Source organism: Streptococcus sp. CL5.50 (assembly GCF_049738015.1).
In the GTDB taxonomy this organism is placed as follows: Bacteria; Bacillota; Bacilli; order Lactobacillales; family Streptococcaceae; genus Streptococcus; species Streptococcus mitis_CA.
Map to the genome: position 1 here is coordinate 19,200 of NZ_JBKOTR010000002.1, position 25,902 is coordinate 45,101.

Below are 25,902 nucleotides of genomic sequence, written 5' to 3' on the forward strand. Positions count from 1 at the left end.
TTTATAAAATCCTTTTTCTATTTTTAATTCGTTTTTGAACTAGTTGCTTTCGTTGACGAAGACGTCTCCGACGAACTACTTGTAGTTGAATTTGATGTGCTTGAACTTGGTGCTACTGGTTTTGTAGTCACCTTCATTGTTGTGTCGAACGGAGTAATAACTGCCGGTAAGACAACACCATTGCGATCGATTGCCTGCAAAGGTACTGAACCACTGTAATTACCGGTTATGCGTTCGCTGGTTGGTAAAAGCGCAATAATACGATCGATTTTAGCTAATGTTTCTTGGTCAGTTGTGACAGAAACTCGTTCGTTTGACACGGTTACACTATCAATTTGTAGCTTGGAATCAATCTGGCTTTGGTCAACTTGTGGCACAACAATCATCCCATCTCGCTTAACCTTCTTCCCAACTTTCACTGTAATCTTTTGAGGCGTTGCCACAGCGGTCAATCCGCTTGGAAGATTTTCAATATTCAAGGGAACTTCAATCGTTCCAACACTGGCATCCGTCAAATCCGCTGTGACCTTAAACTTACGAGTGCTCTCCTGCATTTCGCTGGCCAAGGTCACACGATTAGCTCCGGTTAATATCACTGAAACTTCTGATGCAAATCCACTAATGAAATACTGGTCATTATCATAGTGAATATCGATAGGAACGTTCGTTATCGTATTGGTGTAGGTTTCTGATTTGACCTGCCTTGCGGTATTGCTATTTTGAAAGTTGGTTGACGTTGCATAAATGAATAAGACACAAGCAAAAAAGAGAGATGAAATGATATATAGACTATTTTTTCTCATATTTCCAACCTCCTAGCAAACGGTCCTTGAAACTGACTTTTTCCTCAACAGCTGGCAAAAGAATTGCTCGTAGCTCTGCTTCAAATTCTTCAATCGTCAAGTCGTGCTTGAAAACACCGTTATAGGTAATAGAAATGCCTCCTGTTTCCTCTGAGACGATGAAGGTCAAGGCATCGGATACTTCTGACAAACCGATAGCCGCCCGGTGTCTGGTCCCAAATTCCTTGGAAATCCCTGTGCTTTCTGTCAAGGGAAGATAGGCAGAGGTTACTGCTATTCGATTTTCTCTGATAATCACAGCACCATCGTGTAGGGGAGTGTTGGGGATAAAGATATTAATAAGGAGTTCAGCTGAAATATTGGCATCCAAAGGAATCCCTGTCGCAATGTATTCTTGTAAGGTCCGAACTCGTTGGATGGCAACCAGAGCACCAATCTTACGAGGACTCATATATTCAACCGACTTGACAAAGGCACGAATCATTTGCTCCTCTGCACTAATTTGAGCAGTAGAAAAGAAATCTGTCGCCCTTCCCAAGCGTTCCAAACCAGTCCGAATCTCTGGAGAGAAGATAACAACCGCAGCAATAACCCCATAGGTGATAATCTGATTAATCAACCAAGAAATCGTTGTTAAATCAAGGATATTGGCCACAACCTGGGCTAATACAAAGATCACGACCCCACGCACCAAAATCATAATCTTGGTGCCAGCTATCGCTTTTGTAAAACGATATAAAATATAGGCCACAATCAAAATATCAAACAGATTGATGGCAATACTCCAAGGACTAGAAAACAAGCTAGTCCAATATTGCAGATTGGATAATTGTTGAAAGTTCATCTGCTGTCTCCTCTCTGTCCAAACACGTTCCTTTCTATTATACCATTTTTCTGGCATTTTTTTCCCTATCCTACTTCATTTTAAATTAAGGAAAAATATGATAAAATAAACTGACTAGAAAAAACAAAGGAGAAACCATGTCTCAACTCTATGATATTACCATTGTAGGTGGTGGTCCTGTCGGGCTTTTTGCAGCCTTCTATGCCCACCTACGCCAAGCCAAGGTCCAAATCATCGACTCTCTTCCCCAACTAGGTGGACAACCTGCTATTCTCTACCCTGAAAAGGAAATTTTAGACGTCCCGGGTTTCCCAAACCTGACTGGAGAAGAGTTGACTAACCGTCTAATCGAGCAATTAAATGGCTTTGATACCCCTATTCATCTCAACGAAACGGTTCTTGAGATTGAAAAACAAGAAGAAGGATTTGTCATCACAACTTCTAAAGGAAGTCATCTGTCTAAAACTGTTATCATTGCTATGGGGGGTGGTGCCTTCAAACCACGTCCGCTGGAACTAGAAGGCGTTGAGGGCTATGAAAATATCCACTACCACGTTTCTAACATTCAGCAATATGCTGGTAAGAAAGTGACGATTCTGGGTGGTGGGGACTCAGCTGTTGATTGGGCTTTAGCTTTTGAAAAAATTGCGCCAACTACCCTTGTCCACCGTAGAGATAATTTCCGCGCCTTGGAACACAGTGTCCAAGCTTTGCAGGAATCTTCTGTGATCATCAAGACACCATTCGTCCCTAGCCAACTCCTTGGAGATGGAAAAACACTCGATAAACTTGAAATCACAAAAGTCAAATCTGATGAAACAGAAACTATTGACCTAGACCACCTCTTTGTCAACTATGGTTTCAAATCTTCTGTTGGTAACCTTAAAAACTGGGGTCTGGACCTCAACCGTCACAAGATTATCGTCAATAGCAAGCAAGAATCTAGCCAAGCAGGTATCTATGCTATCGGTGACTGTTGCTACTATGACGGAAAAATTGATCTGATTGCGACAGGGCTTGGAGAAGCACCAACCGCTGTTAACAATGCCATTAACTACATCGACCCAGAACAAAAAGTACAACCAAAACACTCTACTAGTTTATAGAAAAAGAACCACGAGTCACATAGGATTCGTGGTTTTAAAATGAACTACACCTCAAAAGTTAGACAGAAATACATCTAACTTCTGATATGCATCCCACCTTCTCTTTGCTCTTGTTTGAATAAGAAATTTTTTGAAGAATCATTAGATTATACAAAGTATTCATATCAGCCTTTTAAAGCTATATAAAAACTCTCCAACTATTCTATTATACCATATAAAAAAATAAATAAATAGACTTGTTTTTTTCTTTTTTTGACGTATACTAATAATAGAAAGCGCTTTAAATAAAATAAAAGGAGGTTTTATGAGGAAAGTAAATAAGGACATTTTATTCTTAACTGGAATCATAGTTTTATGTTTTGGTTTTTTATTATTTCACATCAACCCCTATTATGCCGAACCCTATGCGACACTGAAAGAAAGAATAAATTTATTCTTTTGGCAACTATATTGGAGACCTGTAGGAACTCTCAGTATTATTTCGGGTTGCATTATAACTTTCAAAGGATTGAAAAAATAATCTTTTACTCATGAAGAAAGGAAATTTGTTACGATTAAACTGAAACTATTGTTTTTCTCTCTACTATCAAGTCTATTATTCTTAGTCACAACATCTACGGTTTTTGCTGATGTCTATCCTGGTACAAATTATGAAATTGTATCTAATCGTATTGTAAAAGATATCAACACAGGAGAGTTATTGTCATTTTATACAACTGAACTTAGAGACGCCTATTTAGAGTCTAAATCTACGTATCAGACTCGTTCTAATGCAACTGGTGTTGCAGACTATAGAACTAAATACTCTCACTCTTACAAGAAAAGCACCACATCAGGTCCTGTAAGTTCAACTGCCTATGGTGGAAAAGCTGGAGCTACTCTGACTGTAGGTGCAGGTGTTAGCTTTTCTGCTCCGGAGTCTGGAGTTGGACTTAGTTTAAATCACTCAGTCTCCCATAACGTACCACCCTACACTTATGGTTATATTAGACTAAAAGCATCTTACACAGTAAATGTTCGTAAACTAGAAGTTAGATACTTAGGCACCAACAAATGGGTTCCAGCTGGTGAAACCTCTACTATATCGAATGTTAGCGTTTGGAGCGAACTGGTCACTTGGAAATAACTCATTAGAGATTAGATAAAAACTCAATTTCAAGAGAAAATGAAATAAATTTTCTCACAATAAAACGCATAGTATCACGGTTTTCAATACCTGATATTATGCGTTTTTGATTTTAAAGAGCTAAATTTCTTAACTTAATGACATTGCTTTTTGCCTTTCCCCTTCTTTTTCAAAAAGCAAAAATATCCTATAAAATTGATGCAGCATGTGATATAATAGGGACGGCACTAACGATACGCCTTGGAAAAGGAGGTATTACAGATGCTAGAACTTCTCAAAATAGTACTTATCGCAGTCATCGAGAGTATCATCTCATGGCTGGTGACTCGTTGGTTATACTCAATGAAAATCAAAGAACAAACTAGGAAGCTAGCCGCAGGCTGTACTTGAGTACGGCAAGGTGAAGCTGACGTGGTTTGAATTTGATTTTCGAAGAGTATTAGACGATCACTTCGACAAGTAACTTTCCTGGTTAGTACTATCTAACCCAGAAAAAATCCCCTTGGTATTGCAGTACCTAGGGGATTTCTGTTTTAGCACTAAAATGCTAGAACTTCTCAATTCCTCTTTATTATCTCACATGCTCTATTCAATTGTCAAGAAAGAGGTGTTTTATATCTTTATAACTCATCGGCTATCTTATTGATTTTTCTGAGTCTGTGGTTGACACCACTCTTGGTCAGAGGGGTACTGAGGCTATCTGCTAACTGCTGGATAGAGTAGTCTGGATGCTGAATCCGCAACTGCGCTACCTCCTGCAAATCCATTGGCAGATTTTCTAAACCCATGATATCTTTAATTTTACTGATATTGTTGATAGTCTTCATGCTGGCAGAGACTGTCCGAGCGATATTGGCTGTCTCGGCATTATTTGCCCGATTGAGGTCATTACGGGTTTCTCGCAAAATCTTTACTCTCTCAAAATCATCACGCGCCTGCATGGCTCCGATGACTATCAAGAAGTCCATAATATCTTCAGCACGCTGGAGATAGGTCACTGCCCCCTTCTTACGCTCAAGCACCTTGGCATCCAGTAAAAATTGCTGGAGAAGAGAGGCAAGCCCTTGCGCGTGGTCCAGATAAACAGAACTGATTTCCAACTGGTACTTGCCTGACTCAGGGTCACGAATGCTTCCATTCGCTAAGAAAGCGCCACAGAGATAATCACGTCCTGCTTCCTCATCCGATAAAATTGCCTCATCAATACCTGTTTCCAGGCCAAAGAAGGAGTCCGCCAAGTGCAAATCACTCAGCAAGTCCTGTACCTTTTCATCCGTAAAAACAGTATAGACCCGATTCTTGCGAAGATTGCTCCTCTGGTGGTGGCGAATTTCTGATTTGATTTCATAGAAATGGAGAAAGGACTCATAGAGGTGACGAGCCAGTTTGGCATTTTCTGTCACGACAGACAAGGTTAGGCCCGAGGTCGAGAGACCGATGCTACCAGACATCTTGATAATGGCAGATAATTCATGCCGGCTTAGATGGTGCTGACCTAGAATTTCTTCTTTTACTGCTACTGTGAAACTCATTTTCTCACCTGTATAATCCGCATCAATTCATCCACAATCAAATCTCCATCGTGGAAGGCACCCCCATTTTCCAGACGAAGGAAGTTGGATGAAATCACACGCGGAACTTGCTTACAAAGACCAGCAAAATCATGTTCCACCTGCACCAAATATTCATCAAACCGGTTGGAATTCATGTATTCCTGAGGCACTTTTTCGATATTCACCAAGACAGTGTCGATAAAAGGTCGGCCAAGGTGACGATGCAAGACCTCCACGTGGTCACTATCTGTAAAGTGTTCTGTCTCCCCACGTTGGGTCATGATATTGCAGACATAGGCGATTTCTGCCTTGGTTTCCAAAAGCGCCTGCCCGATTTCCTTAATCACGATATTGGGCAAAATCGAGGTAAAGAGGGAACCAGGTCCGAGGACAATCATATCACTTTCAAGAATGGTCTGCACTACTCGACGGCTGGCCAGAGGCGTATCATCGTTGAGGGTATTGGTCACATAGACATGGTCAATCATGCCTGGATGGTCTGCAATATGGCTCTCTCCAGCCACTTCTGTCCCATCCTGAAAGACTGCATGAAGGGTCAAGGGATGGTCACTGGAAGGATAAATCTTCCCAGTTGTATGGAAAAATTTGCTCAGTAACTGCATGGCATTATAGGTCGAACCCTGCATTTCTGACAGGCCAGCGATAATGAGATTACCCAATGGATGGCCAGCAAAGGCTCCAGCATCTTCAGAAAAGCGATACTGAAAGACTTTCTCATAAAACTTAGGCATATCCGACATGGCCACAAGGACATTGCGAAGATCACCTGGCGGTGTCAATTGTTGCATATTTTTTCGGAGTTCACCTGATGAACCACCATCATCCGCCACCGTTACGATAGCAGCGATTTCCACATCTTTTTCCCGCAGACTCTTAAGAATGACAGGGATCCCAGTCCCTCCACCAATCACCGTTATCTTTGGTTTTCTCATGAACGGTTTACCGTTTCCTTTCTTCGTTCTTTGTCACGATGCCCTTCATTGACAGGCCAATTCTTGGATAAGTCCTGCGCCAAACGTTTAGCAAAGGCCACACTACGGTGTTGTCCACCCGTACATCCCATAGCAATAGTCAAAACAGACTTCCCCTCCTTTTGGTAACTTGGCAAAATCGGCTCAATCAAGGCCAATAAATGTTGATAAAAGTCTTCTGACTCAGGATGGTTCATGACATAATCATAAACCGGTTCATCCACACCCGTTTGGTTTCTCAGTTCTGGAAGATAATATGGATTTGGCAAAAAGCGCACATCAAAGACTAAATCTGCATCAATCGGGATTCCATATTTAAAGCCGAAAGACATGACTTCGATACGGAAAGACTGGGCTTGTTCTTGATCCGAAAACTGCTCTGCAAGGGTTTTACGCAGCTCACGAGGAGTAAGTTCAGTCGTATCCACCACATTTTGACTCATATTTTTCAAAGGTGCCAAGAGTTCACGTTCCAACTTGATTCCATCTAAAATACGACCGTCTGCTGCTAGTGGGTGACTCCGTCTGGTTTCCTTGTAACGAGCAACCAATTCCTTATCAGCTGCATCCAAAAAGAGAATTTTGAAATCCAAATCATCTTGATTTTCCAACTCATCCAAGACAGCTTGAATTTCTGAAAAGAAAGAACGGCTACGCATATCCACTACCAAGGCCAACTTATGGTCGTCTTCCTTTGTTTCCACCAACTGCAAAAACTTAGGCAAGAGAGCTGGCGGCATATTGTCAATAGTAAAATAACCCAAATCTTCGAAGGACTGAATAGCAACTGTTTTCCCTGCGCCACTCATCCCTGTCACAATCACCAAGTGAAGTTGTTTCTTTGTCATCTTTTTCTCCTTATATCAAAAGAAGTTTGGCAACACCAAACTTCAACTAGCTTATCCAATCTCTGCGATGACTTCGATTTCGACTTTTACATCACGAGGAAGACGAGCTACCTCTACTGCTGAACGAGCTGGAAATTCCTCTTTAAAGGCCGTTTGGTAAACCTCGTTAAAAGGAACAAAGTCGTTCATATCGCTCAAGAAGCAAGTTGTTTTGACAACATGGTCAAAATCTGTTCCTGCTTCAGCCAAAATAGCACCGATGTTTTTCAAGACTTGTTCTGTCTGTTCTTGGATCGTTTCTCCAACGATTTCCCCAGTTTCAGGAGATAGGGGCACTTGACCGCTAGCAAACAAAAGGTTGCCAACGATTTTTCCTTGAACATATGGTCCGATAGCCTTTGGGGCCTTATCTGTATGAATTGTTTTTGCCATTTTCTTTTCCTCACAATTTTTCTAAGATTGCATCCCAAGCCTCATCCATCCCTGCCTTGTTGACAGATGAAAAGAGGATAAAGTCGTCACTTGGGTCAAAGTTTAATTTCTTTTTGATTGCTGATTCATGCTTGTTCCATTTACCACGAGGAATCTTGTCCGCCTTGGTTGCCACAATGATGACTGGAATCTCATAATACTTGAGAAATTCGTACATCTGCACATCATCTGCTGACGGATCATGACGAAGGTCAACTAGACTGACCACTGCACGGAGATTTTCCCGAGTCGTTAAGTACTCCTCTATCATTCGCCCCCACTTTTCACGTTCCTTTTTAGAAACACGGGCATAGCCATAACCAGGAACATCCACAAAGCGCATCTTGTCGTCAATGTTAAAGAAATTAAGAAGCTGGGTTTTACCAGGTTTACCTGATGTTCGGGCTAAATTCTTGCGGTTCAGCATTGTGTTGATAAAGCTAGATTTACCAACATTTGAACGTCCTGCTAGAGCAATCTCTGGAAGTTCATCCTGTGGGTAGTGGGATTTATTAGCCGCACTGAGCAAGATTTCAGCATTATGTGTATTAAGTTCCATAGTCACCTCTAGGCTGTTTCTAGGATTGGTTTATCCGTTCCATCGACAGCTTCTTTAGTGATGCGAACCAATTTCACATTTTCCTGACTCGGTACTTCAAACATGACGTCTAGCATGGTTTCTTCGATGATCGAGCGAAGACCACGCGCACCCGTTTTACGTTCGATGGCTTTATTGGCAATCTCTTGAAGAGCTTCGTCGTCAAATTCCAACTCAACATCATCATAAGAAAGCAAGGTTTGGTATTGTTTGACCAAGGCATTTCTTGGTTCTTTCAAGATGCGAACCAAGTCATCAACCGTCAATTGCTCAAGAGCTGCAAAGACAGGCAAACGTCCAATCAACTCTGGGATAATACCAAATTTTTGAATATCTTCTGCAATGATTTCTTGCATGTATGAGCTGTTTTCGTCAATCGCCTTATTATTTTGACCAAATCCGATGACTTTTTCACCCAGACGTTGTTTGACGATTTCTTCAATGCCATCAAAGGCACCACCCACAATGAAGAGGATATTTTTAGTGTCCACTTGAATCATCTCTTGTTGTGGATGCTTGCGTCCACCTTGAGGCGGCACGCTAGCAACGGTTCCCTCGATAATCTTGAGAAGGGCTTGTTGCACACCTTCACCAGAAACATCACGTGTGATAGACACGTTCTCGCTTTTCTTAGCAATCTTGTCAATTTCATCCACATAGATAATCCCACGCTCTGCACGCTCGATGTTAAAGTCAGCAGCCTGTAGGAGTTTGAGGAGGATATTTTCCACGTCCTCACCCACATAACCAGCCTCAGTAAGAGCTGTCGCATCTGCGATCGCAAAAGGTACATTCAAGCTCTTAGCCAAGGTCTGAGCAAGGAAAGTTTTCCCTGAACCAGTTGGGCCAATCATCAAGATATTTGATTTCTGCAAATCCACATCTTCTGACTCTTCACGCGTATCGTGGAAATTGATGCGTTTGTAGTGGTTGTATACAGCTACTGCCAAGGCACGTTTGGCACGATCTTGACCGATTACGTAGTGATTCAAGATGTGGAGGAGTTCGATTGGTTTTGGTACCTCAGACAAGTCTGCCAAGACTTCCTCAGCCAACTCCTCACGAATGATCTCCTGGGCTAACTCCACACATTCATTACAGATAAAGGCGTTGTTACCTGCGATTATTTTTTGTACTTCTTCCTGGCTTTTGCCACAAAATGAGCAATAAACCATCATATCATTATTCCTATTTGTAGGCATGATTTCCTTCCGTTCTATTCTATACTGTCATTCTATCTAAAATAAGGTCATGTAAAAAGCATGGATACTATTGACCAAATTGGTAAAGGCATTTAACCAGAGCAGGACAGAAAGTCCATAGCGCTTTTTACGAAAAGCCTGTACTCCTGCAAGTAAGCAGACCAAACACAGCATGGCTGTGAAAAAACCAAATATACTACGTTCCATTAGACTTCCTTTCTCTTGCGGTATTGGATGGTAAAATCATAAGGATTTTTGTCATCTTTGGTATAAGATTTGCTTGAAACCGTCTCAAAAAGAGACAAGTCAAACTCCTCAGGAAAATAGGTATCTCCTTCCACCCGAGCATGAATTTGAGTCACAATCACTTCATCAAGGTAGGGCTCAAAAGCCTGAAAAATTTGCTTCCCACCGATAATATAGAGATTCTTGTCTTGACCCTGATACCAGTCTAGAACAGACTGGATATCGTGAAAAGTAGCAACCCCATCTATCTTTTCTTCTGGGTTACGAGTCAAAATCAAAGTCTCCCGTTTTGGAAGCAAGCGACGCCCCATCCCGTCAAAGGTCACACGCCCCATCAAGATAGCATGATTCAGAGTTGTTTCTTTAAAGTGTTGCAGTTCTGCTGGTAAATGCCAAGGCAGACGATTGTCCTTACCAATCACACCCTCTTCATCCTGGGCCCAAATAGCTACGATTTTCTTAGTCATGCTTCCATCCTTTTCACTGATAGTACTATTTTATCAAAAAACTCAAAAAAAGACTGGTTTGGAATAGCTTACAGAATAGAAAAAAATCCGTAAGAGGCATCCTACAGATTTTTATATGATTATTCTATTTCTTACAAACCGGGAGCTTGTCCAAGTTCTGCCGCAAGCATCCAAACCGTTTTCTCAAGTTCAGCTTTAGCACCAACAAAGATATCGTTTGTCACATCATCACCTTCTTCATCAGTAACATCCAAAGCTTTTTGGAACAGAGTGATGAGATAACGATAAACATCTAGGACACGTTCCAAGCTTTCTTCAACATTACGGTATTCACCAGCTTCTTCTTCGATTTCACTATGTTGAAGGAATTCTGTCAAAGTAGAGAATGGGCTGCCACCAAGTGTAATCAAACGTTCGCTGATTTCGTCAAGATAGCCATCAAGGCTGTCCATGTATTCATCCATTTTTGGATGCCACACAAGAAAACCACGACCGCGCATATACCAGTGTACTTGGTGCAAAGCAACGTGAGCTACGTACAAATCAGCAACAGCTTGGTTCAATACTTCCTTTGTTTTTGCCAATGCTACTGGCGCTACTTTTGTCAATGATGTTACGTCTTTTACTGCTTCTTTTTTCAATTCTACCATTTTATTTTACCTCGTTTATTATTTTTTGTAACCACTTCTTAATGATTACTACCTTAGTATACTACTAAGTAAAACCAATAGCAAGCCAAATGACTCACATGAGAAAAGTTGCAATAGACTGATAATTTAAGAATTTTTTAGAATAAAACACAGTCCCTTTCAAACTCCCTTAACTGCGATAAAATAAAGAAAAGAGCATACAAATGTACACTCTTTTCTCAGTTTTACATCTTAATACCAGACGCTAACATCCACACGTCCTCGAATCCCTTTAAGAGAGTCAGATGAAGTATATTGCCATCCTTTTTCTCCTGAATAATGAGGATTATTCCAATCAAGCGCATCCGTATAAGCTGCAACCCAGTTTACATGTTGTAAAATATCAGGATGATTCAAACGAGTTTGCAAAAGTTGACGATAGCTATAAACTTTCACGTTTTGGTAACCAGCATGCTTCATGGTTTCCATATATTTATTGATAATTTTAACCCAAGTAGCTGTGTCGGTCGGAGCTTTCTTGGTCTTATTTAAATACTCCCAATTTTCAACATCATAGTAGATTGGATAAGACAAGTTCATCTTGTATTTCTTCAAGAGTTCAATAGTCTGCTTAGCATCATTCTCAGCATCTGTTTCATTTTCGGCATAGGTATAAAGATAAACACCGTAAGGAATTCCAAGACGGTTTAACTCCTTAATATTATGAGCCAATTCCTTGTCCTCAGTTCCACTATAGCCCAAACGAACAATGACTCCATCTACTCCATTATCATCGATGACTTTTTTCCAGTCACTGATACGACCATTATGTTCACTGACATCGATAACTTTTTTAACTTGATCAGTCCCAACTTGTTCTTCACGATGGTTAAAGAAATAACGTCTGCCATTTCGGTGAACCCAGCCAACATTCAAGTCTTTCTTTTCTTTTAACTCACCTGAGTCAGAAAAAATATAGCGAGCATCATCCATAATTAACTCACCTGTTGCCATAGCACCACTTTCAGTAAGATAGTAGTCCCCATGCCACTCATCTTGAGCCATGTACCCCCACTTCTTGAAATAGTACCACTTGCCGTCTATCTTTTGCCACTCTTGATTTGCATAAGAACCATCGGACTTGAGATAGAAATAAGACGAATATGCTGGATCATAAAGCCATTCATTTTGCATCATAGCACCTTGACTATTTAGGAAATAACTTCCCTGCCATTGACTTTTAGCTAAATAGCCCCATTTTTTAAAATAGTACCATTTACCTCCAACAGAATGCCATTCCTGGTTAGCATAAGAACCATCAGACTTCAGGTAAAACCAATTCTTATAGGCGTTATCATAAACCCATTCATTCTTAGCCATATAACCACCTGATTTTAGGTAGTAATTGCTCTGCCACTCATTTTGAGCATAACGACCGTCTGACTTAATATAAAACCAAGCCTTATAGTAGTTATCAAAAATCCACTCACTCTTGGCTTTGGAACCATCAGCCTTTACATAATAATCTCCCTCCCAGTGGGCAGAAGCAGTGGTCTTTACACCTGCACTCGTTTGAGTTTTATTAGAAGACTGATTTTGCTCTGAACTACTTGAAACTGTCGTTGTATCCTGCGAAGTTTTTGAAGCTTCGGTTTCATTTGCAGCGACATGACTAACTGCCAAGCCTAGTAAAAAGATACTTGCTAATCCAATTTTTCCAATCTTTGTTTTCAATCTTTCCTCTCCTATAAAAAATGGAACAGACATCTCAATGCTGTTCCACCTAGCTTTTGCTACTGATTATTTTACAAAGTCAAGCAAAGCCAAGAAGCTTTCTGCTTCAAGTGACGCACCACCTACAAGGGCACCGTCAACGTCTGGGCAAGCCATGTATGAAGCAACGTTTTCAGGTTTAACAGAACCACCGTATTGAACACGAACTTTGTCCGCCACTTCTTGACCGAAGTCAGCAGCTACAACGTCACGAACAACTTTACACATTTTTTGTGCATCGTCTTGTGAAGCTGATTTACCAGTACCGATAGCCCAGATTGGCTCATAAGCGATAACTGATGCAGCAACTTGATCAGCAGTCAATCCAGCCAATGCAGCAGATACTTGAGCACCTACGAATTCAGCAGCTTTACCAGCTTCGTAAGTTTCAAGTGACTCACCACAACAGATGATTGGAAGCATACCGTTTGCAAAGATTGCTTTTGCTTTTTTGTTGATATCTTCGTCAGTTTCATGGAAGTAGTCACGGCGTTCTGAGTGACCGATAACAACATAGTCAGTACCGATTTCTTTCAAAACTTGTGGGCTTGTTTCACCAGTGAAAGCACCTGCATTTTCAAAGTAGCAGTTTTGAGCAGCAACTTTAAGGTTTGAACCTTTTGCAGCAGCAAGAACCGTTGTCAAATCAAGAGCTGGAGCTGCGATACCTGCTTCAACAAGATCTGATGAAGGAAGTTTTGATGCAACTGCTTCAACGAATGCTTTAGCTTCTTCTGGATTTTTGTTCATTTTCCAGTTACCAGCGATAAATGGTTTACGTGACATTTCACATACCTCTTTTTTCAATTTATTTTCTACTTATTTTATCACAATTATACACAGCTTGCAAATCTTACTCGGATTTCAAGCCTGCTTGTAACGATCAATCCTTCCAGAGATCCATAGCATTTCTGAAATCTGTCGATAGCTGTGTCAACTGAGGATTGCTTGCTTCTCTCTCTGCCCGCTTGGCCTCGATTTGAGCCACACTCTTGATACCTTCATGACGCCAGTTTCTCAAAATCGCCTGAATATACTTCCAGTTTGGCTTTCCATTCAAAACAGCTTCACGAAGAGCTTCCTTAATCAAATCAGCACTGGTTCCATCTTCCTTTAGTGTCTTAGTCAAATCCTCAATCTCAAAAGGAGTCAACAAGCGTCCCAACTCCTGCTGGAAAGTTTCCACCAAATTCTTAAGCTGATTTTGAGGTGTCAACTGGTCTGAACTTGAATGAGCAGCTCCAAGCAAATTATCCAAACGTTCCAATGCCAAACTAGCATCAAAAAGCAATTCGATTTCGCCATTTAATTCGATAGTACGATACTGAAGCAGTCCCCTTTCTGTCAGATTAGAAATGGACTGGTTGACATCTGAAATTTCCTTGCCAATCCTTTCGGCAATCTGGCTTGGAGACATTTCTTTCAAACCTGTCGTATTTTGCAAATAGAAAAATTGCCAGACCAGAAAATCATCGCTGGAAGGAAAGAGTTCCTTAAAATGCAAGAGCAGAGCACTCGGTAAAACCAAGTTCCCTGATTTAAAAGCGTCTAAATATGTCATGATTCCTCTTATAAATACCCATATGCAGATGCATCATCTTCTATCTTTCTCCAGTCAAAAGGCGTCTCCTGATAGACCGCATAGTTTACCCAGTTACTGAAAAAGAGGGCTGCAGATGAAGACCAACAAAGGCAAGGTGTCTGGTTGACATCATCATCCTTAAAGTAATTTTCTGGAATATGTGGATTTAAACCTGCGTCACAATCTCGGAAATACTCTTTTGCCAAGGTATCACGGTCGTACTCCAAATGCCCAAAACTATAAATTTCTCGTAAATCACGACTAGCCAAAATCGAAACCCCAACCTGAGGTCCTTCTGATAAAATCTCGAGATTGGTTTTGTTTAAGACATCTTCCTTAGAAATCTCCGTGTGCCGAGAATGAGGTGATACGTAACTATCGTCAAAACCTCTAAAGAGAAGATGACCTTCCTTTAAGGTGTCCTGAGGATAAATACCTGATAACTTACTGTCCATCTGGTATTTTTCAACCCCATAACGCAGATAGAGTCCCGCCTGAGCACCCCAACAGATATGAAGGGTCGAATAGACATGGGTCTTGGACCACTCGATTACCTGACTAAATTCCTCCCAATAGTCCACTTCCTCAAATGGTAAATGCTCAACTGGAGCACCCGTGATAATCATCCCATCAAAATACTCGTCCTTAACTTCAGGAAAAGTTTTATAAAAGGTCTCCATGTGCTCTGAACGAGTTGTCTTAGAACGGTGGCTTTCCATATAAAGAAAATCAATATCCAGTTGCAAGGGCGTATTCGCCAAATGGCGCAACAACTGGGTCTCTGTGACCATTTTCTGTGGCATGAGATTTAAGATTAAAATCTTCAAGGGACGGATATCTTGGTGGGCCGCACGTTGATCATCCATGACAAAGATGTTCTCTGTCCGTAAAATCTCAACAGCTGGTAATTTTTTATCAATTCGAATCGGCATAACCCTCTCCTAACTGTACTCTTTCAGGAATAATTGCATATGTTTGAAACTCTTCGAAAATCTCTTCAAACCGTGTCAACGTTGCCTTGCCGTAGATATATGTTACTGACTTCGTCAGTTCTATCTGCAACCTCAAAACAGTGTTTTGAGCTGACTTCGTCAGTTTTATCTGCAACCTCAAAGCTGTACTTTGAGCAGCCTGCGGCTAGTTTCCTAGTTTGCTCTTTGATTTTCATTGAGTATGAAACTAAATCTCAAACATCTAGTCCTTTTATTATACTGCAAGAAGATATAGTTTTCAATTATACTTTTTCTCTAACTAGCTATAGTCTATTTTTATACCCTAATGTAGAGAAAACAGTCCTAAGGACTGTTTTTCATTAATAATGCATAAGAACCTTGTAATCGTAGTCACCGATTTTTTCACGGCCGTTCAATTCATCCAATTCAACAAGGAAGGCACAACCTGCTACAACACCACCAAGTTTTTCAATCATCTCGATAGTTGCCTTAACAGTTCCACCTGTTGCCAAGAGGTCATCTACGATAAGAACACGTTGACCTGGCTTGATGGCATCCGCGTGCATAGTCAAGGTATCAACACCGTATTCTTTTTCGTAGTCAGCAGAAATGACTTCGCGCGGTAATTTACCTGGTTTACGAACAGGTGCAAAACCAATTCCTAACTCAAACGCAACTGGACAGCCCACGATAAAACCACGAGCCTCAGGACCTACAATCATGTCAATTTTCTTGTCAGTAGCATACTGAACAATTTCACGAACAGCATAGCTATAAGCATTCCCATCAGCCATCAAAGGACTGATATCACGGAAGGTAATCCCTTCCTTTGGATAATTTTCAATTGTTGCAATGTAATCTTTTAAATTCATCTTTTTCTTTCTTTCAAAGTTTTTTACTCTCTATTATAGCATATTTTTTAAGAAAGAAAAAAGGAAAACTTAACTTCAATGATTATCTAACGATTTGACGATTTATAACTAGCCATCGCAATAAATCCCAAGTTCTTTTTATTCTTATCAAACATTTTATACATAGTTAAAAACTGCTTTCTATTCTCCTTTTTACAAGCATTTACGCAAATTTTCAAAGTTCCTAGCCAACCTTCGTCATAAATCATACCTGATAATTTCATTAATGTCATTTCACCAGTCAATACTTTCACATCACAATAACCTGATTCTATCATCACCTGTTCCCAACCATCTTGAGTTAAAGGACCTACATTTACATGAATTGCTTGTGACAGTTCCTGTCTGACAGACTCTTTAGCTTCCTTAAGAAGCACATCATGTGTCAAGAGAAGACCTTCAGGTTTTAAAACCCTTAGATATTCCATTACACATTTTTTCTTAGCTTGATCGGCTTGCATAGTCAGCATAGCTTCATTTATAACAATATCAAAACTAGCATCTTCATAAGGAAGTTTCATTGCATTTGCTCTTTCAAACTTGATCAAATGAGCAACACCTGCCGTTTCAGCAGATTTTTTAGCCACTTCTAAAGCTTGAGCATCCATATCAATAGCAGTTATCTTACAACCAAAACGCTGTACCAACTCAATTGCTGTAGTTCCCCTATTACACGCAACCTCTAGTATTCTCTTTTCTTTTGAAAATCCTCCTTCTGCAATTAACCAATCTGTGGCACGTTTTCCACCTGGACGTAAGCGTTTTTTCCCCAATTTTGCTAAAAACTTATGACCTGCTTCTGACATTTGAACACCTCTGTTTTTTCTTCATTATAACATAAAATGATATTATCTGACAATTCTAATCTAGTTTTTGATGAACTATAATCAAACGCATACAGTCTGCCATGATTATAGCATAAATCTATTAATTAACTTTCTAGTTCGAATTCAATTGCTCACGTAGTTTACGCATATAGGTTCACTAGTAGATGGTAACCACGGAGTACTTACATCTTAGATGAACGACATGGCTGTTATACTCAAAAAAAGAAAGGACGAAATGTGTCCTTTCTCGAGTTTAGCTTTCCTTCTACCCCCTACAGTTGACAAAGAGCCAGAAAAAACCTGATGAATCGAATGATTCATCAGGTTTAAACAGATATATTCATTGTAAACAAATCATATCAATTAGAAAGCTTAGTCTTCTTTCTTCTTGCGAGATACAAGACCAAATCCACTCAATACTCCGAGAAGTCCAAGTGCTGCAAGGCTAGCATGGTCTTCTGTACCAGTATTTGGCAATTCACGCTTAGCTTCAGCTTCTTTGACTGCTGTTGCTTGTACTGGTTGTGCTGGAGTAGCCGGTACTTGAGGTTTAGCTGGCTGTTCAGGCATTGCTGGAGTAGCTGGCTCAACTGGTTGTACTGGTTGAGTTGGATCAACTGGAGTTGGTGTTTGAACTTTTCTGAAGATATGTCTGATATTTCCATTTGAATCTGTCACTGTCTTCACATATTCGTAACCTGGAACTGTTCCTGGTTCTTTAGAACCTGGCTCAGTTGGTTTCAATGGATTTCCATTCTCATCAGTCCAAGTAGTTGTGTTTTGCTTACCTGGATTTGGTTGAGGAACAGGTGAAGGTGTTGGAGCTGGTGGTGTTACTTTTTCGTAAACATGTTCTACATCGCCATTTGGAAGTTTCTTAGTCTCTACGAAGCGGTAACCTGGGATATCTTTCTTAGGTTGTTCGCCATCTTCTGTTGGATAGTTTGGAATTTCATTTCCGTCTTTATCCTTGTGACTTGTCTTAACTTTCTCATAAACGTGCTCTGTATCGCCATTTGGAAGTTTCTTAGTCTCTACGAAGCGGTAGCCTGGAATATCTTTCTTAGGTTGTTCGCCGTCTTCTGTTGGATAGTTTGGAATTTCGTTACCGTCTTTATCCTTATGACTTGTCTTAACTTTCTCATAAACGTGTTCGATATCGCCGTTTGGAAGTTTCTTAGTCTCTACGAAGCGGTAACCTGGGATATCTTTCTTAGGTTGTTCGCCGTCTTCTGTTGGATAGTTTGGAATTTCATTTCCGTCTTTATCCTTATGACTTGTCTTAACTTTCTCATAAACGTGTTCGATATCGCCGTTTGGAAGTTTCTTAGTCTCTACGAAGCGGTAACCTGGGATATCTTTCTTAGGTTGTTCGCCGTCTTCTGTTGGATAGTTTGGAATTTCGTTTCCGTCTTTATCCTTGTGACTTGTCTTAACTTTCTCATAAACGTGTTCGATATCGCCGTTTGGAAGTTTCTTAGTCTCTACGAAGCGGTAACCTGGAATATCTTTCTTAGGAGTTGTACCTTCCTCAGTAGTTGTTCCTGGAATTACATTACCATCTTTATCTTTGTGAGTTGTTGTCACTTTTTCATAGATATGTTTTGTATTTCCTTTTTCGTCGATTTCAGTTTTAACTACTTTATATCCTGGGATATCTTTAGATGGTTTAGTTCCGTCTTCTGTTGGTGAAAGAGGGTTACCGTCTTTATCAACATGTGAAGTATCTGGATGTACTGTTGGAGTGTACTTAGCTGTTACTGGTGTACCGTTCTTATCTACACGTTTAACTGTTACACCTTTAGCTTTTCCTACGAAGTCAGGTTCTGGTGTGAAGGTTACTTTACCGTTTTCATCGATAGTGTATGTTCCTTCACCTGGTACTTTCTTCTCAGTTGTGCCATCGTCAAATGTTGGTTTAACAGTTTCATCGATTTCAACTGGAACTTCCTTACCGTTGATTGTAACTTTACCACCTTCAAATGTTGGTGTTCCTGATTGAGTTTGTCCTTTAGGACCTTCTGATTCAGAATCTTTTGAGGTTGGAGTTACTGGAACGACTACTGGAGTGTACTTAGCTGTGATTGGTGTTCCATTTTTGTCAACACGTTTAACTGTTACACCTGTTGCTTGACCAGTGAATGTTTTCTCTGGTGTGAAGGTTACTTTACCGTTCTCGTCGATTGTGTAAGTTCCTTCGCCTGGTACTTTCTTCTCAGTTGTGCCATCGTCAAATGTTGGTTTTACAGTTTCATCGATTTCAACAGTTTTTTCTTTACCGTTTACAGTTACTTTTCCACCTTCAAATGTTGGTGTTCCTTCTTGAATTACACCTTGAACATTTGTAGTGATAACATCTGAACTTGTTGGTGTTGCTGGTTTTACAACTGGTGTGTACTTAGCTGTTACTGGTGTGCCGTTCTTATCTTCGCGTTTAACTGTGACACCAGTTCCCTTACCTGTGAAGTTCTTCGCTGGTGTAAAGGTAACTGTTCCGTCAGGAGCTACTGTGTATGTTCCTTCGCCTTCGATGGTTACTGAATCAACTGGATTTCCTGTTTTTGGATCAACCAATTTAGCTGGTTTATCTTCATTGATATCAACCTTTTTCTCTTCACCATCGATTGTTACTGTTCCACCCTTGAATTCAGGTTTATCTGTTTGAGTTGAACCTTGAACATCTTCTGTTACAGCGTCTGTTCCAGTTGGTGTTACTGGTTTAACTTCTGGTGTGTAGGTTGCTTTAGCTGGAGTTCCGTTCTTATCTTGACGAACTACTTCAACACCTTTAGCTACACCTGTGAATTTTGGTTCTGGCTTGAAGGTTACTGTGCCGTCTGGAGCTACTGTGTATGTTCCTTCGCCTTCAACAGTTAATGAATCTACTTTATCTCCAGTCTTAGGATCTACCAATTTAGCTGGTACTGTATCGTCCATTTCTACAGTTTTCTCTTCACCGTTAACCATAGCTGTTCCGCCTTGGAATTCTGGTTTGCCTGTTTGAGTTGCACCTTGAACATCTACAGTTTTAACTGGTTCTGCTTCTGGTTGGGCAGGAATGATTGATGGAGTATAAGTTGTTGAAACTTTAGTCCCATTTGTGTCTTCTGCTTGAACATTAGCTGGTGTTACTTTACCAGTGTATGATTTATCTGTTGGTGTGAAGGTTACTTCTCCTGTTGCTGGATCGATTGAGTAAGTACCTACTGGCGTTACTCCGTCTTCAGCATAAGCTGGAGTTGTTTGTCCTGCTGGAACTTCATTTCCTTCTTTATCTAGAAGTTTGTATGAATTCTCTTTAATTGGAGCAATGTTGTCTCCAGGAACGAATGAAGGTGTTCCTTTTTGAGTGTCACCTTGGATAGCTTCTGATTTAGCTGCTTCTGCTGTTGGTGTTACAGGAGTAATCTTCGGTGTGTAAGTTGTTTCTACAGCTGTTCCATTTTTATCTTTAGCTTGAACGCGTACTGGTTGTACATCTCCTGAATATGTTTTATCTGTTGGCTCGAATACTGCAACAGCTTTTCCATCTACAGTTTTAAGAGTATATTTGCCAATTACGTTTCCTTCTGGATCTTTAGCTGGTACCTCTTTAGCTGGTTTTCCATCTTCATCTAGAAGTGTGTAAGTATCTGGATCGATTTTTACAGATTTCTCTTTACCGTCAATCGTTGTCTTACCAGCTTCAAATGAAACTGTGCTTTCTTGAGTTTTACCTTGTACATCTGTTGTTGTAGCTGGCGTAGATGTTGGAGTTACTCCTACAATTGTTGGGGTATAAGTTGTCGAAACTTTTGTTCCATTTTCGTCTTCAGCTTGAACTTTAGCTGGTTGAACCTTACCAACATAAGTCTTATTAGTTGGTGTGAAGGTTACTTTGTTAGTAGCTGGATCAATTGTGTATTCACCAACCTTTTTACCATTCTCATCTAATGCATCGACTGGCCCATTTGCTTCTGTTCCATCTGCATTCAACAATTTAGCTGAGTTTGCTTTGATTGGAACTGATTTCTTCTCACCACCAATTGTTGTTTCACCTGGTGCAAATGATACTGTTCCTTCTTGTGTTTCACCTTGTACTCCTGCTGATTCATCTGGAGTTGCTGTTGGTGTTACTCCTACGATATTTGGAGTGTATGTTGTTGAAACTTTTGTTCCATTCTTATCTTCAGCTTGAACTTTAGCTGCTTGTACTGGTCCAGTGTAAGATTTGTCTGTTGGTTTGAAGGTTACTTCTCCTGTCGCTGGGTTAACAGTGTATTCACCAACCTTATTACCTTTTTCATCTAAAGCATCTACTGGTCCATTTGCTTCTGTTCCATCTGCATTGAGAAGTTTTACAGAGTTTTCTTTAATTGGTACTTCTGTATTTCCTTCTGTAAATGTTGGTGTTCCTTTTTGAATTTCACCTTGAACACCAGTTGAAGTAGATGGTGCTGCTGTTGGGGTTACTGGTGTTACTGTTGGTGTATATTTACCTTTTGAAGTAACTGGAACTTTATTTCCTTCTGAATCAGTCGCTGTTACTGATACTTGTACATTAACACCTTTACCTTCTCCTGTAAATGTTGGAAGTGGTTCGAATCTTACTACACCTGTTGTTGGATCGATTGAGTATGTTCCTTCTCCTTCAACTACCACTTTGCCTTTTTCATTAGCTCCTTCTAGAGAGTATGCTGCTGTTGTCCAGTCTACATTTGTTCCATCTAGAGTGTTTGTTGCTGTATTTAACTCAGAGAAGCGATCTTTTCCTGATTTAGATGTTTGAGTTTGACCCTGCTTTCCTGTAGTTTCATCTTTTGATGGTTGAACTCCATATACAGTTGGTGTATATGTATTTTCTGTCGCTACTGTTACTGGATTTCCTGACTCATCATTGAATGTTACATTTGCTGAAACTTTTATCGGTGTAGCTGTTCCTACAAAGCCTTCTGCTGGAGTGAAACTTACTTCTCCTGTTGTTGAATCGACTGTGTAAGTTCCTTCTTTAGTTGTTACAGAAGCAACTTTATTTCCTGTCGTTGGATCTACTAGTTTGAAATCTGATACTGTAGTTCCTTCTTTTCCATCATTGAAATTATCTGCAATTGAGTCAATTTGTTTTTGACCTTGAGCTCCTGATGATTTCTCTGGATCTGTTACTACGATGTAGTAAGTTGTTTCTGCTACTGCATCTTCTGTAACTTCACCAGACTCTGTTCCATCTACTGTTGGAGTTGTTACAACACCGTTTGAGTCTACTGCTCTCGCTGTTACTTTGTAACGCCCTTTTTGAGATAATACATAAGCATTAGCTCGAGCCAAGTTTGCTTCTGCAGCTGTTTTAAGAGCTGTACGTGCTGTTTCTACAGCTTTTTCAGCCGCAACAGCTTCATCACGGGATGTAGTCTCAGTAGTTTTCAGTGTATCTAACTTAGTTTTAGCTTTTTCCAACTCAGCTTGAAGTGAAGCTTTATATTCTCTAACTCTTTCAAGTTTTTCTTCAGCTAAAGCTTGAGCTGTTGGAGAAATAGAACGTAATTTAAGATTATCTAATGCTTTTTTAGCATCTTCTTCAATACTAGTTTGACGATCTAATAATTCTTGTAGATTTGCTAATTCATTAGCAGCTGTATGTGCATCTTTAATAGCATTTGCTGCTAATTGTGATTTTTCTGCAGCTGTACGTTGAGCTTGAATATAAGCTGTTTCTTCTGCTTGAGCTCCGTTAAAAGTAGTTACTGTACCGTCTGGTGCAGTTGCTGTTACTTTTGTTTTAATCGTATCTGAATCTGTTACTGATGTTTTATCATCGATTGTATCTGCGAATGCTACATTTGCTTTGGTAGATTTAATTAAGTCTACTGATGAACCTTTTGATTCTGAATAACTTGTTGAAGTTCCTGTTGGTTTAGCATTTTGAATTGATGCTACATCTGTAGAAGATGCTTCACGGTATGATACATACCCTTTGAAACCAGAAGTCGTTTCAAGTTTCCATCCTGCGTTTGATTCAGTAGCTGTAACGGTTGAACCATCAGAGGCTGTCCATTGTTTAGATACTGAATCATAATTTACAGTTACAATAGTACCTTGAGCATTGGCTACTTGCATTTTCGGAACATTAGTTACGGTACGAGTAACATCTCCTACTTCTGTAACTTTTCCTTTTTCACGAATTTCAGCAATCTTATCTACTAAGTTAGCTGCATTAGAAGTTGCACTCCATGTACGAGTGAATTCATATACGATGTAATCAATATCTCCGTTTGCTTTCACATCAGTATACACACGTCTTTCAGTTAATGTAGAAGTTCCATTGCCATTGTCTACTAATTGATACGCATCCTCAGTTGGTAAATTATATTTACCAGTAGCACTGTTAAATGTAGCTGTATATTCTTTATTATTTACCCCTTTAACAGTATATACTTCACGTTGTAAATTAGCATGCACTCTATCTGTAGTTGCTTTCGCTGCAATACTATCTACACCTACGTATTTTGTGGATTCTGGAGTTACTGCTAAATTAATGGTTGAATCTCCTGAAGTTGATGCCGCTGCTAGTACTGCTCCTTCTTGTACTGCTGCATTTGTAGTACCTGCAGCTACTGTCCAATTGCCATCTTTAACTACAAGTTTCGTCACTGTTCCATCTGGCATTGTAATTTCCGCAGTATTTGCACCTTTTGAAATCGTTACAGGTACAGTTGTTGCATAAGCTTCAACATTCTTAACTGTAATCTTAGGAGCTACCGCAATCGTAATATTTTCATGCGCTTCTTGACCATTCATATTCCATTGATTTGAATTACCTGCAATTGTAGCATTATTATAGTCTTTTGCTAAAACAGCCGCTGTGAAAATTCCAGATTCCGTTGCTGTCCCTGTAATTAACCCAGTTTGTGGAGTATAATCTAAACCTGGGATTACATCATTAATAGTAGTTTTTTCTCCATTTTTTGCATAAGTACCATTTACAGTTGTGTGAGCTGTAACTGGACGTGGTCCATTCATAGTTGTCAATGTTGATCCATCTTTAGCAGTAAAAGTAGCATTATAAATCCCTTTATTTACTGTTTTTGCACCAGCGATTACTCGTTCACCGTTAACTGTATAATTAGTAGCATCATCACGTGTCATCGCATCATTATCAACATATTTAATATCATGACTTACTTCATCTCCAATAGTGACTAATTTAGATGAACCTTGAATTAATGGTGCAGTTGTATCTTGCCAGCCCATCCATCCTGAACGTAAGTTTTGGAAATCCATTACTTGTGTTGTTCCATCTGGTTTTGACACAGTTACTTTATAACGCATATCGTATACACCATTTTGAATGCTTGATGATACATATCCTTCAATTGTATCCGCTTTTTCATTATAAGCAGCACCCGGGATTAAGTTAGTTAATTCAATATTTGTAATCTTATATCCTGCTGCAGTAGCGGCATCAGAAAGACTAAAACGTTTCTTTACATCAGTTACATAAATGTAGTGATTTCCTTGTTCATAAGTATATCCATAAATTTCTGTTGCAAGGAATTCATATGCTCCATTAGATCCATACTGTGCATTTTGATCTAATGTACCTACTATAGTACTTCCTGTCGGACGTAATTTACCTTTCCATAGTTCAGCTTCTTCACCTAATTTTTGTGCTTCTTCTCTAGATAATGGAATATCCGTACGACCATTTTTACCAGCAACTGAGTTCACAGCTTCTGGTTGTTCTGTATTCTCAGATTGATATCCATGAACATAAATACGGTATGTTGAGTTGCCATCAAGTTCATAGTAAGATTTACCTGTCGCTGTAGCAAACTCCCCATTTTTCTTTCTTAATTCTGTTGAAGAATATGTATATCCTTCATTTGCAGAACGTAAGTTAGATCCTTTTTCGATTTCTTTTCCATTACGTTCATCTTTTGAGCCTGTATTTTCGATAGCGTTTGAATCAGACTTTTTCTCAGTATTTTCTGTTTTCTTCCCTACAGTTTCTTTACCATTTGTAGTGTCAACTGCTGGAGTTTCTTTTTTCTCAACTGGTTTATTTTTTAGTTTTGAGTTTACAGTCGTTACAAGTTTGTTGTAAGCAGCTTTTAACTCATCTTGACTTGTAGCACTTGAAAGAGCTGCCTTAGCTGACTCCAAGTCAGCACTCAAAAGAGCCAAACTTTCGTCTGTCTTGTTTGCATATTTTCCAGCAGCGAGTTTCCCAGCTACTTCATTCACATAAGACTCAAGTTGAGACTTGTCTAGTTTAGGAGCAACTTCTTCTTTTGTAACTGCTTCAGCAGTTTTTAGTGCATCTTCCTTTTTAGACTCTTCTACTTTAGGAGTCACTACTTCAGGTTTAGCTTCTTCTACTTTTACTTCCTTCGCAGTTTCTACTTTAGCCGTTTCTCCGTTCTCTTCAGCATTAGGTGATACTACTGCCACATCAGAAATGTTTCCATTTACCGCTGTTTCTGAGGCTAATACTGCACCATTTCCAAGAAACATCAAACCAGCTGCAATAGCTACCGATGCTGCTCCAAAGCTATATTTACGAATCCCATAACGGATGTATTTTTCTACTCTAAAATCTTGTTGTTGCTTGCCTTTCATCGAGACTAACAACCTCCTTTTGTTTTATATCATGTTTATAGATATAGTAAAAACCAAAACCCCTTCATTTCATTTATAAATGAAGGAATTGCCTCAAGTACTATATTTTTCCGAAACATGTATATTCATTCTATCACACTAGCTGGATATATTCAATTTATCTGTTTGAAAATAACATGAAAATTTCAATTTTTATCTATGTCATTCTCTAAAAAATAGTAAAAATTGTCTGAATTATATAAAAAAATCAACATTTTTTAACTTTTTCCACTATTTTTTGAGATTTCAACACATTTTTGAATCCGCCGACATTGTATAAACGTATATTATTTTGAATTGATTTTCATTTCTATATATTTTATTTTTGTATATTTAT

At 39.6% G+C, this 25,902-nt stretch carries 20 protein-coding genes; 2 read left to right on the plus strand and 18 right to left on the minus strand.

The annotated features are described in order from the left end of the window. Positions 1-23: 23 nt before the first annotated feature. Together ACLNCV_RS01635 and cdaA are read right to left on the minus strand one after the other, a co-directional pair. Positions 24-803 (minus strand): CdaR family protein, encoded by a 780-nt coding sequence (locus tag ACLNCV_RS01635; RefSeq protein ID WP_001230940.1) that lies wholly within the window; start codon positions 801-803, stop codon positions 24-26. Further along, positions 790-1,647, minus strand: coding sequence for a diadenylate cyclase CdaA (cdaA, locus tag ACLNCV_RS01640; RefSeq protein ID WP_001011069.1), 858 nt, complete (start codon positions 1,645-1,647; stop codon positions 790-792). Before cdaA ends, ACLNCV_RS01635 begins: the two co-directional genes overlap by 14 nt. Before the next feature lie 137 nt (positions 1,648-1,784). On the opposite strand from cdaA, the gene ACLNCV_RS01645 reads away from it, so the two are divergent. Continuing rightward, the gene (locus ACLNCV_RS01645) at positions 1,785-2,753 is read left to right on the plus strand and encodes an NAD(P)/FAD-dependent oxidoreductase (RefSeq protein WP_000081015.1); all 969 of its coding nucleotides are present in this window, start codon (positions 1,785-1,787) and stop codon (positions 2,751-2,753) included. A gap of 700 nt (positions 2,754-3,453) precedes the next feature. Continuing rightward, positions 3,454-3,879, plus strand: coding sequence for a hypothetical protein (locus ACLNCV_RS01650; RefSeq protein WP_424844799.1), 426 nt, complete (start codon positions 3,454-3,456; stop codon positions 3,877-3,879). 620 nt (positions 3,880-4,499) lie between these two features. Here ACLNCV_RS01650 and whiA read toward each other — a convergent pair. The 16 genes from whiA to ACLNCV_RS01730 form a co-directional block, all read right to left on the minus strand. Beyond that, positions 4,500-5,411, minus strand: coding sequence for a DNA-binding protein WhiA (whiA, locus tag ACLNCV_RS01655; RefSeq protein ID WP_424844800.1), 912 nt, complete (start codon positions 5,409-5,411; stop codon positions 4,500-4,502). Further along, a complete protein-coding gene (locus ACLNCV_RS01660; RefSeq protein ID WP_001231075.1) occupies positions 5,408-6,385 on the minus strand; it encodes a YvcK family protein in 978 nt (325 codons plus the stop codon). The genes whiA and ACLNCV_RS01660 overlap by 4 nt, the downstream gene beginning before the upstream one ends. Further along, the gene (gene rapZ, locus ACLNCV_RS01665) at positions 6,382-7,272 is read right to left on the minus strand and encodes an RNase adapter RapZ (protein ID WP_424844801.1); all 891 of its coding nucleotides are present in this window, start codon (positions 7,270-7,272) and stop codon (positions 6,382-6,384) included. The genes ACLNCV_RS01660 and rapZ overlap by 4 nt, the downstream gene beginning before the upstream one ends. 51 nt (positions 7,273-7,323) lie before the next feature. Next, a complete protein-coding gene (locus ACLNCV_RS01670) occupies positions 7,324-7,704 on the minus strand; it encodes a RidA family protein (RefSeq protein WP_001140420.1) in 381 nt (126 codons plus the stop codon). A 10-nt stretch (positions 7,705-7,714) separates the two neighbouring features. Continuing rightward, positions 7,715-8,302, minus strand: coding sequence for a ribosome biogenesis GTP-binding protein YihA/YsxC (gene yihA / locus ACLNCV_RS01675; RefSeq protein ID WP_000422604.1), 588 nt, complete (start codon positions 8,300-8,302; stop codon positions 7,715-7,717). An 8-nt stretch (positions 8,303-8,310) separates the two neighbouring features. Then, on the minus strand, positions 8,311-9,543 hold the full coding sequence (clpX, locus tag ACLNCV_RS01680; RefSeq protein WP_012972566.1) for an ATP-dependent Clp protease ATP-binding subunit ClpX: 1,233 nt from the start codon (positions 9,541-9,543) through the stop codon (positions 8,311-8,313). Between the two features lie 36 nt (positions 9,544-9,579). Next, on the minus strand, positions 9,580-9,750 hold the full coding sequence (locus tag ACLNCV_RS01685) for a hypothetical protein (RefSeq protein WP_045612102.1): 171 nt from the start codon (positions 9,748-9,750) through the stop codon (positions 9,580-9,582). Beyond that, a complete protein-coding gene (locus tag ACLNCV_RS01690) occupies positions 9,750-10,256 on the minus strand; it encodes a dihydrofolate reductase (RefSeq protein WP_060627749.1) in 507 nt (168 codons plus the stop codon). Before ACLNCV_RS01690 ends, ACLNCV_RS01685 begins: the two co-directional genes overlap by 1 nt. Positions 10,257-10,387: 131 nt before the next feature. After that, on the minus strand, positions 10,388-10,906 hold the full coding sequence (locus ACLNCV_RS01695; RefSeq protein WP_000229886.1) for a Dps family protein: 519 nt from the start codon (positions 10,904-10,906) through the stop codon (positions 10,388-10,390). A 231-nt stretch (positions 10,907-11,137) separates the two neighbouring features. Then, positions 11,138-12,652 carry a choline binding-anchored murein hydrolase LytC gene (lytC, locus tag ACLNCV_RS01700; protein ID WP_424844802.1) on the minus strand — a complete coding sequence of 505 codons (1,515 nt, stop codon included), beginning with the start codon at positions 12,650-12,652 and terminating at the stop codon, positions 11,138-11,140. Positions 12,653-12,685: 33 nt separating this feature from the next. Beyond that, positions 12,686-13,444 (minus strand): triose-phosphate isomerase, encoded by a 759-nt coding sequence (tpiA, locus tag ACLNCV_RS01705; RefSeq protein ID WP_049540866.1) that lies wholly within the window; start codon positions 13,442-13,444, stop codon positions 12,686-12,688. Positions 13,445-13,541: 97 nt separating this feature from the next. Beyond that, on the minus strand, positions 13,542-14,219 hold the full coding sequence (locus ACLNCV_RS01710) for a DnaD domain-containing protein (RefSeq protein ID WP_261029143.1): 678 nt from the start codon (positions 14,217-14,219) through the stop codon (positions 13,542-13,544). Between the two features lie 8 nt (positions 14,220-14,227). Continuing rightward, positions 14,228-15,172 carry a homoserine O-acetyltransferase MetA gene (gene metA, locus ACLNCV_RS01715; protein WP_261011666.1) on the minus strand — a complete coding sequence of 315 codons (945 nt, stop codon included), beginning with the start codon at positions 15,170-15,172 and terminating at the stop codon, positions 14,228-14,230. A 380-nt stretch (positions 15,173-15,552) separates the two neighbouring features. After that, complete coding sequence (locus tag ACLNCV_RS01720) at positions 15,553-16,065, minus strand: adenine phosphoribosyltransferase (RefSeq protein ID WP_001049318.1); 513 nt, start codon at positions 16,063-16,065, stop codon at positions 15,553-15,555. 86 nt (positions 16,066-16,151) lie between these two features. Further along, complete coding sequence (locus tag ACLNCV_RS01725) at positions 16,152-16,910, minus strand: class I SAM-dependent methyltransferase (protein ID WP_424844803.1); 759 nt, start codon at positions 16,908-16,910, stop codon at positions 16,152-16,154. A gap of 393 nt (positions 16,911-17,303) precedes the next feature. Next, the gene (locus ACLNCV_RS01730) at positions 17,304-25,526 is read right to left on the minus strand and encodes a YSIRK-type signal peptide-containing protein (protein WP_424844804.1); all 8,223 of its coding nucleotides are present in this window, start codon (positions 25,524-25,526) and stop codon (positions 17,304-17,306) included. Positions 25,527-25,902: the final 376 nt, after the last annotated feature.

What these genes read in the sequence shown, in the direction of transcription:
- ACLNCV_RS01685 (WP_045612102.1), bottom strand. Translation starts at nt 9,750, where the DNA reads ATGGAACGTAGTATATTTGGTTTTTTCACAGCCATGCTGTGTTTGGTC.
- rapZ (WP_424844801.1), bottom strand. Translation starts at nt 7,272, where the DNA reads ATGACAAAGAAACAACTTCACTTGGTGATTGTGACAGGGATGAGTGGC.
- ACLNCV_RS01725 (WP_424844803.1), bottom strand. Translation starts at nt 16,910, where the DNA reads ATGTCAGAAGCAGGTCATAAGTTTTTAGCAAAATTGGGGAAAAAACGC.
- ACLNCV_RS01645 (WP_000081015.1), top strand. Translation starts at nt 1,785, where the DNA reads ATGTCTCAACTCTATGATATTACCATTGTAGGTGGTGGTCCTGTCGGG.
- tpiA (WP_049540866.1), bottom strand. Translation starts at nt 13,444, where the DNA reads ATGTCACGTAAACCATTTATCGCTGGTAACTGGAAAATGAACAAAAAT.
- ACLNCV_RS01720 (WP_001049318.1), bottom strand. Translation starts at nt 16,065, where the DNA reads ATGAATTTAAAAGATTACATTGCAACAATTGAAAATTATCCAAAGGAA.
- metA (WP_261011666.1), bottom strand. Translation starts at nt 15,172, where the DNA reads ATGCCGATTCGAATTGATAAAAAATTACCAGCTGTTGAGATTTTACGG.
- ACLNCV_RS01660 (WP_001231075.1), bottom strand. Translation starts at nt 6,385, where the DNA reads ATGAGAAAACCAAAGATAACGGTGATTGGTGGAGGGACTGGGATCCCT.
- ACLNCV_RS01695 (WP_000229886.1), bottom strand. Translation starts at nt 10,906, where the DNA reads ATGGTAGAATTGAAAAAAGAAGCAGTAAAAGACGTAACATCATTGACA.
- ACLNCV_RS01690 (WP_060627749.1), bottom strand. Translation starts at nt 10,256, where the DNA reads ATGACTAAGAAAATCGTAGCTATTTGGGCCCAGGATGAAGAGGGTGTG.
- ACLNCV_RS01670 (WP_001140420.1), bottom strand. Translation starts at nt 7,704, where the DNA reads ATGGCAAAAACAATTCATACAGATAAGGCCCCAAAGGCTATCGGACCA.
- yihA (WP_000422604.1), bottom strand. Translation starts at nt 8,302, where the DNA reads ATGGAACTTAATACACATAATGCTGAAATCTTGCTCAGTGCGGCTAAT.
- lytC (WP_424844802.1), bottom strand. Translation starts at nt 12,652, where the DNA reads ATGTCTGTTCCATTTTTTATAGGAGAGGAAAGATTGAAAACAAAGATT.
- cdaA (WP_001011069.1), bottom strand. Translation starts at nt 1,647, where the DNA reads ATGAACTTTCAACAATTATCCAATCTGCAATATTGGACTAGCTTGTTT.
- ACLNCV_RS01710 (WP_261029143.1), bottom strand. Translation starts at nt 14,219, where the DNA reads ATGACATATTTAGACGCTTTTAAATCAGGGAACTTGGTTTTACCGAGT.
- whiA (WP_424844800.1), bottom strand. Translation starts at nt 5,411, where the DNA reads ATGAGTTTCACAGTAGCAGTAAAAGAAGAAATTCTAGGTCAGCACCAT.
- clpX (WP_012972566.1), bottom strand. Translation starts at nt 9,543, where the DNA reads ATGCCTACAAATAGGAATAATGATATGATGGTTTATTGCTCATTTTGT.
- ACLNCV_RS01730 (WP_424844804.1), bottom strand. Translation starts at nt 25,526, where the DNA reads ATGAAAGGCAAGCAACAACAAGATTTTAGAGTAGAAAAATACATCCGT.
- ACLNCV_RS01635 (WP_001230940.1), bottom strand. Translation starts at nt 803, where the DNA reads ATGAGAAAAAATAGTCTATATATCATTTCATCTCTCTTTTTTGCTTGT.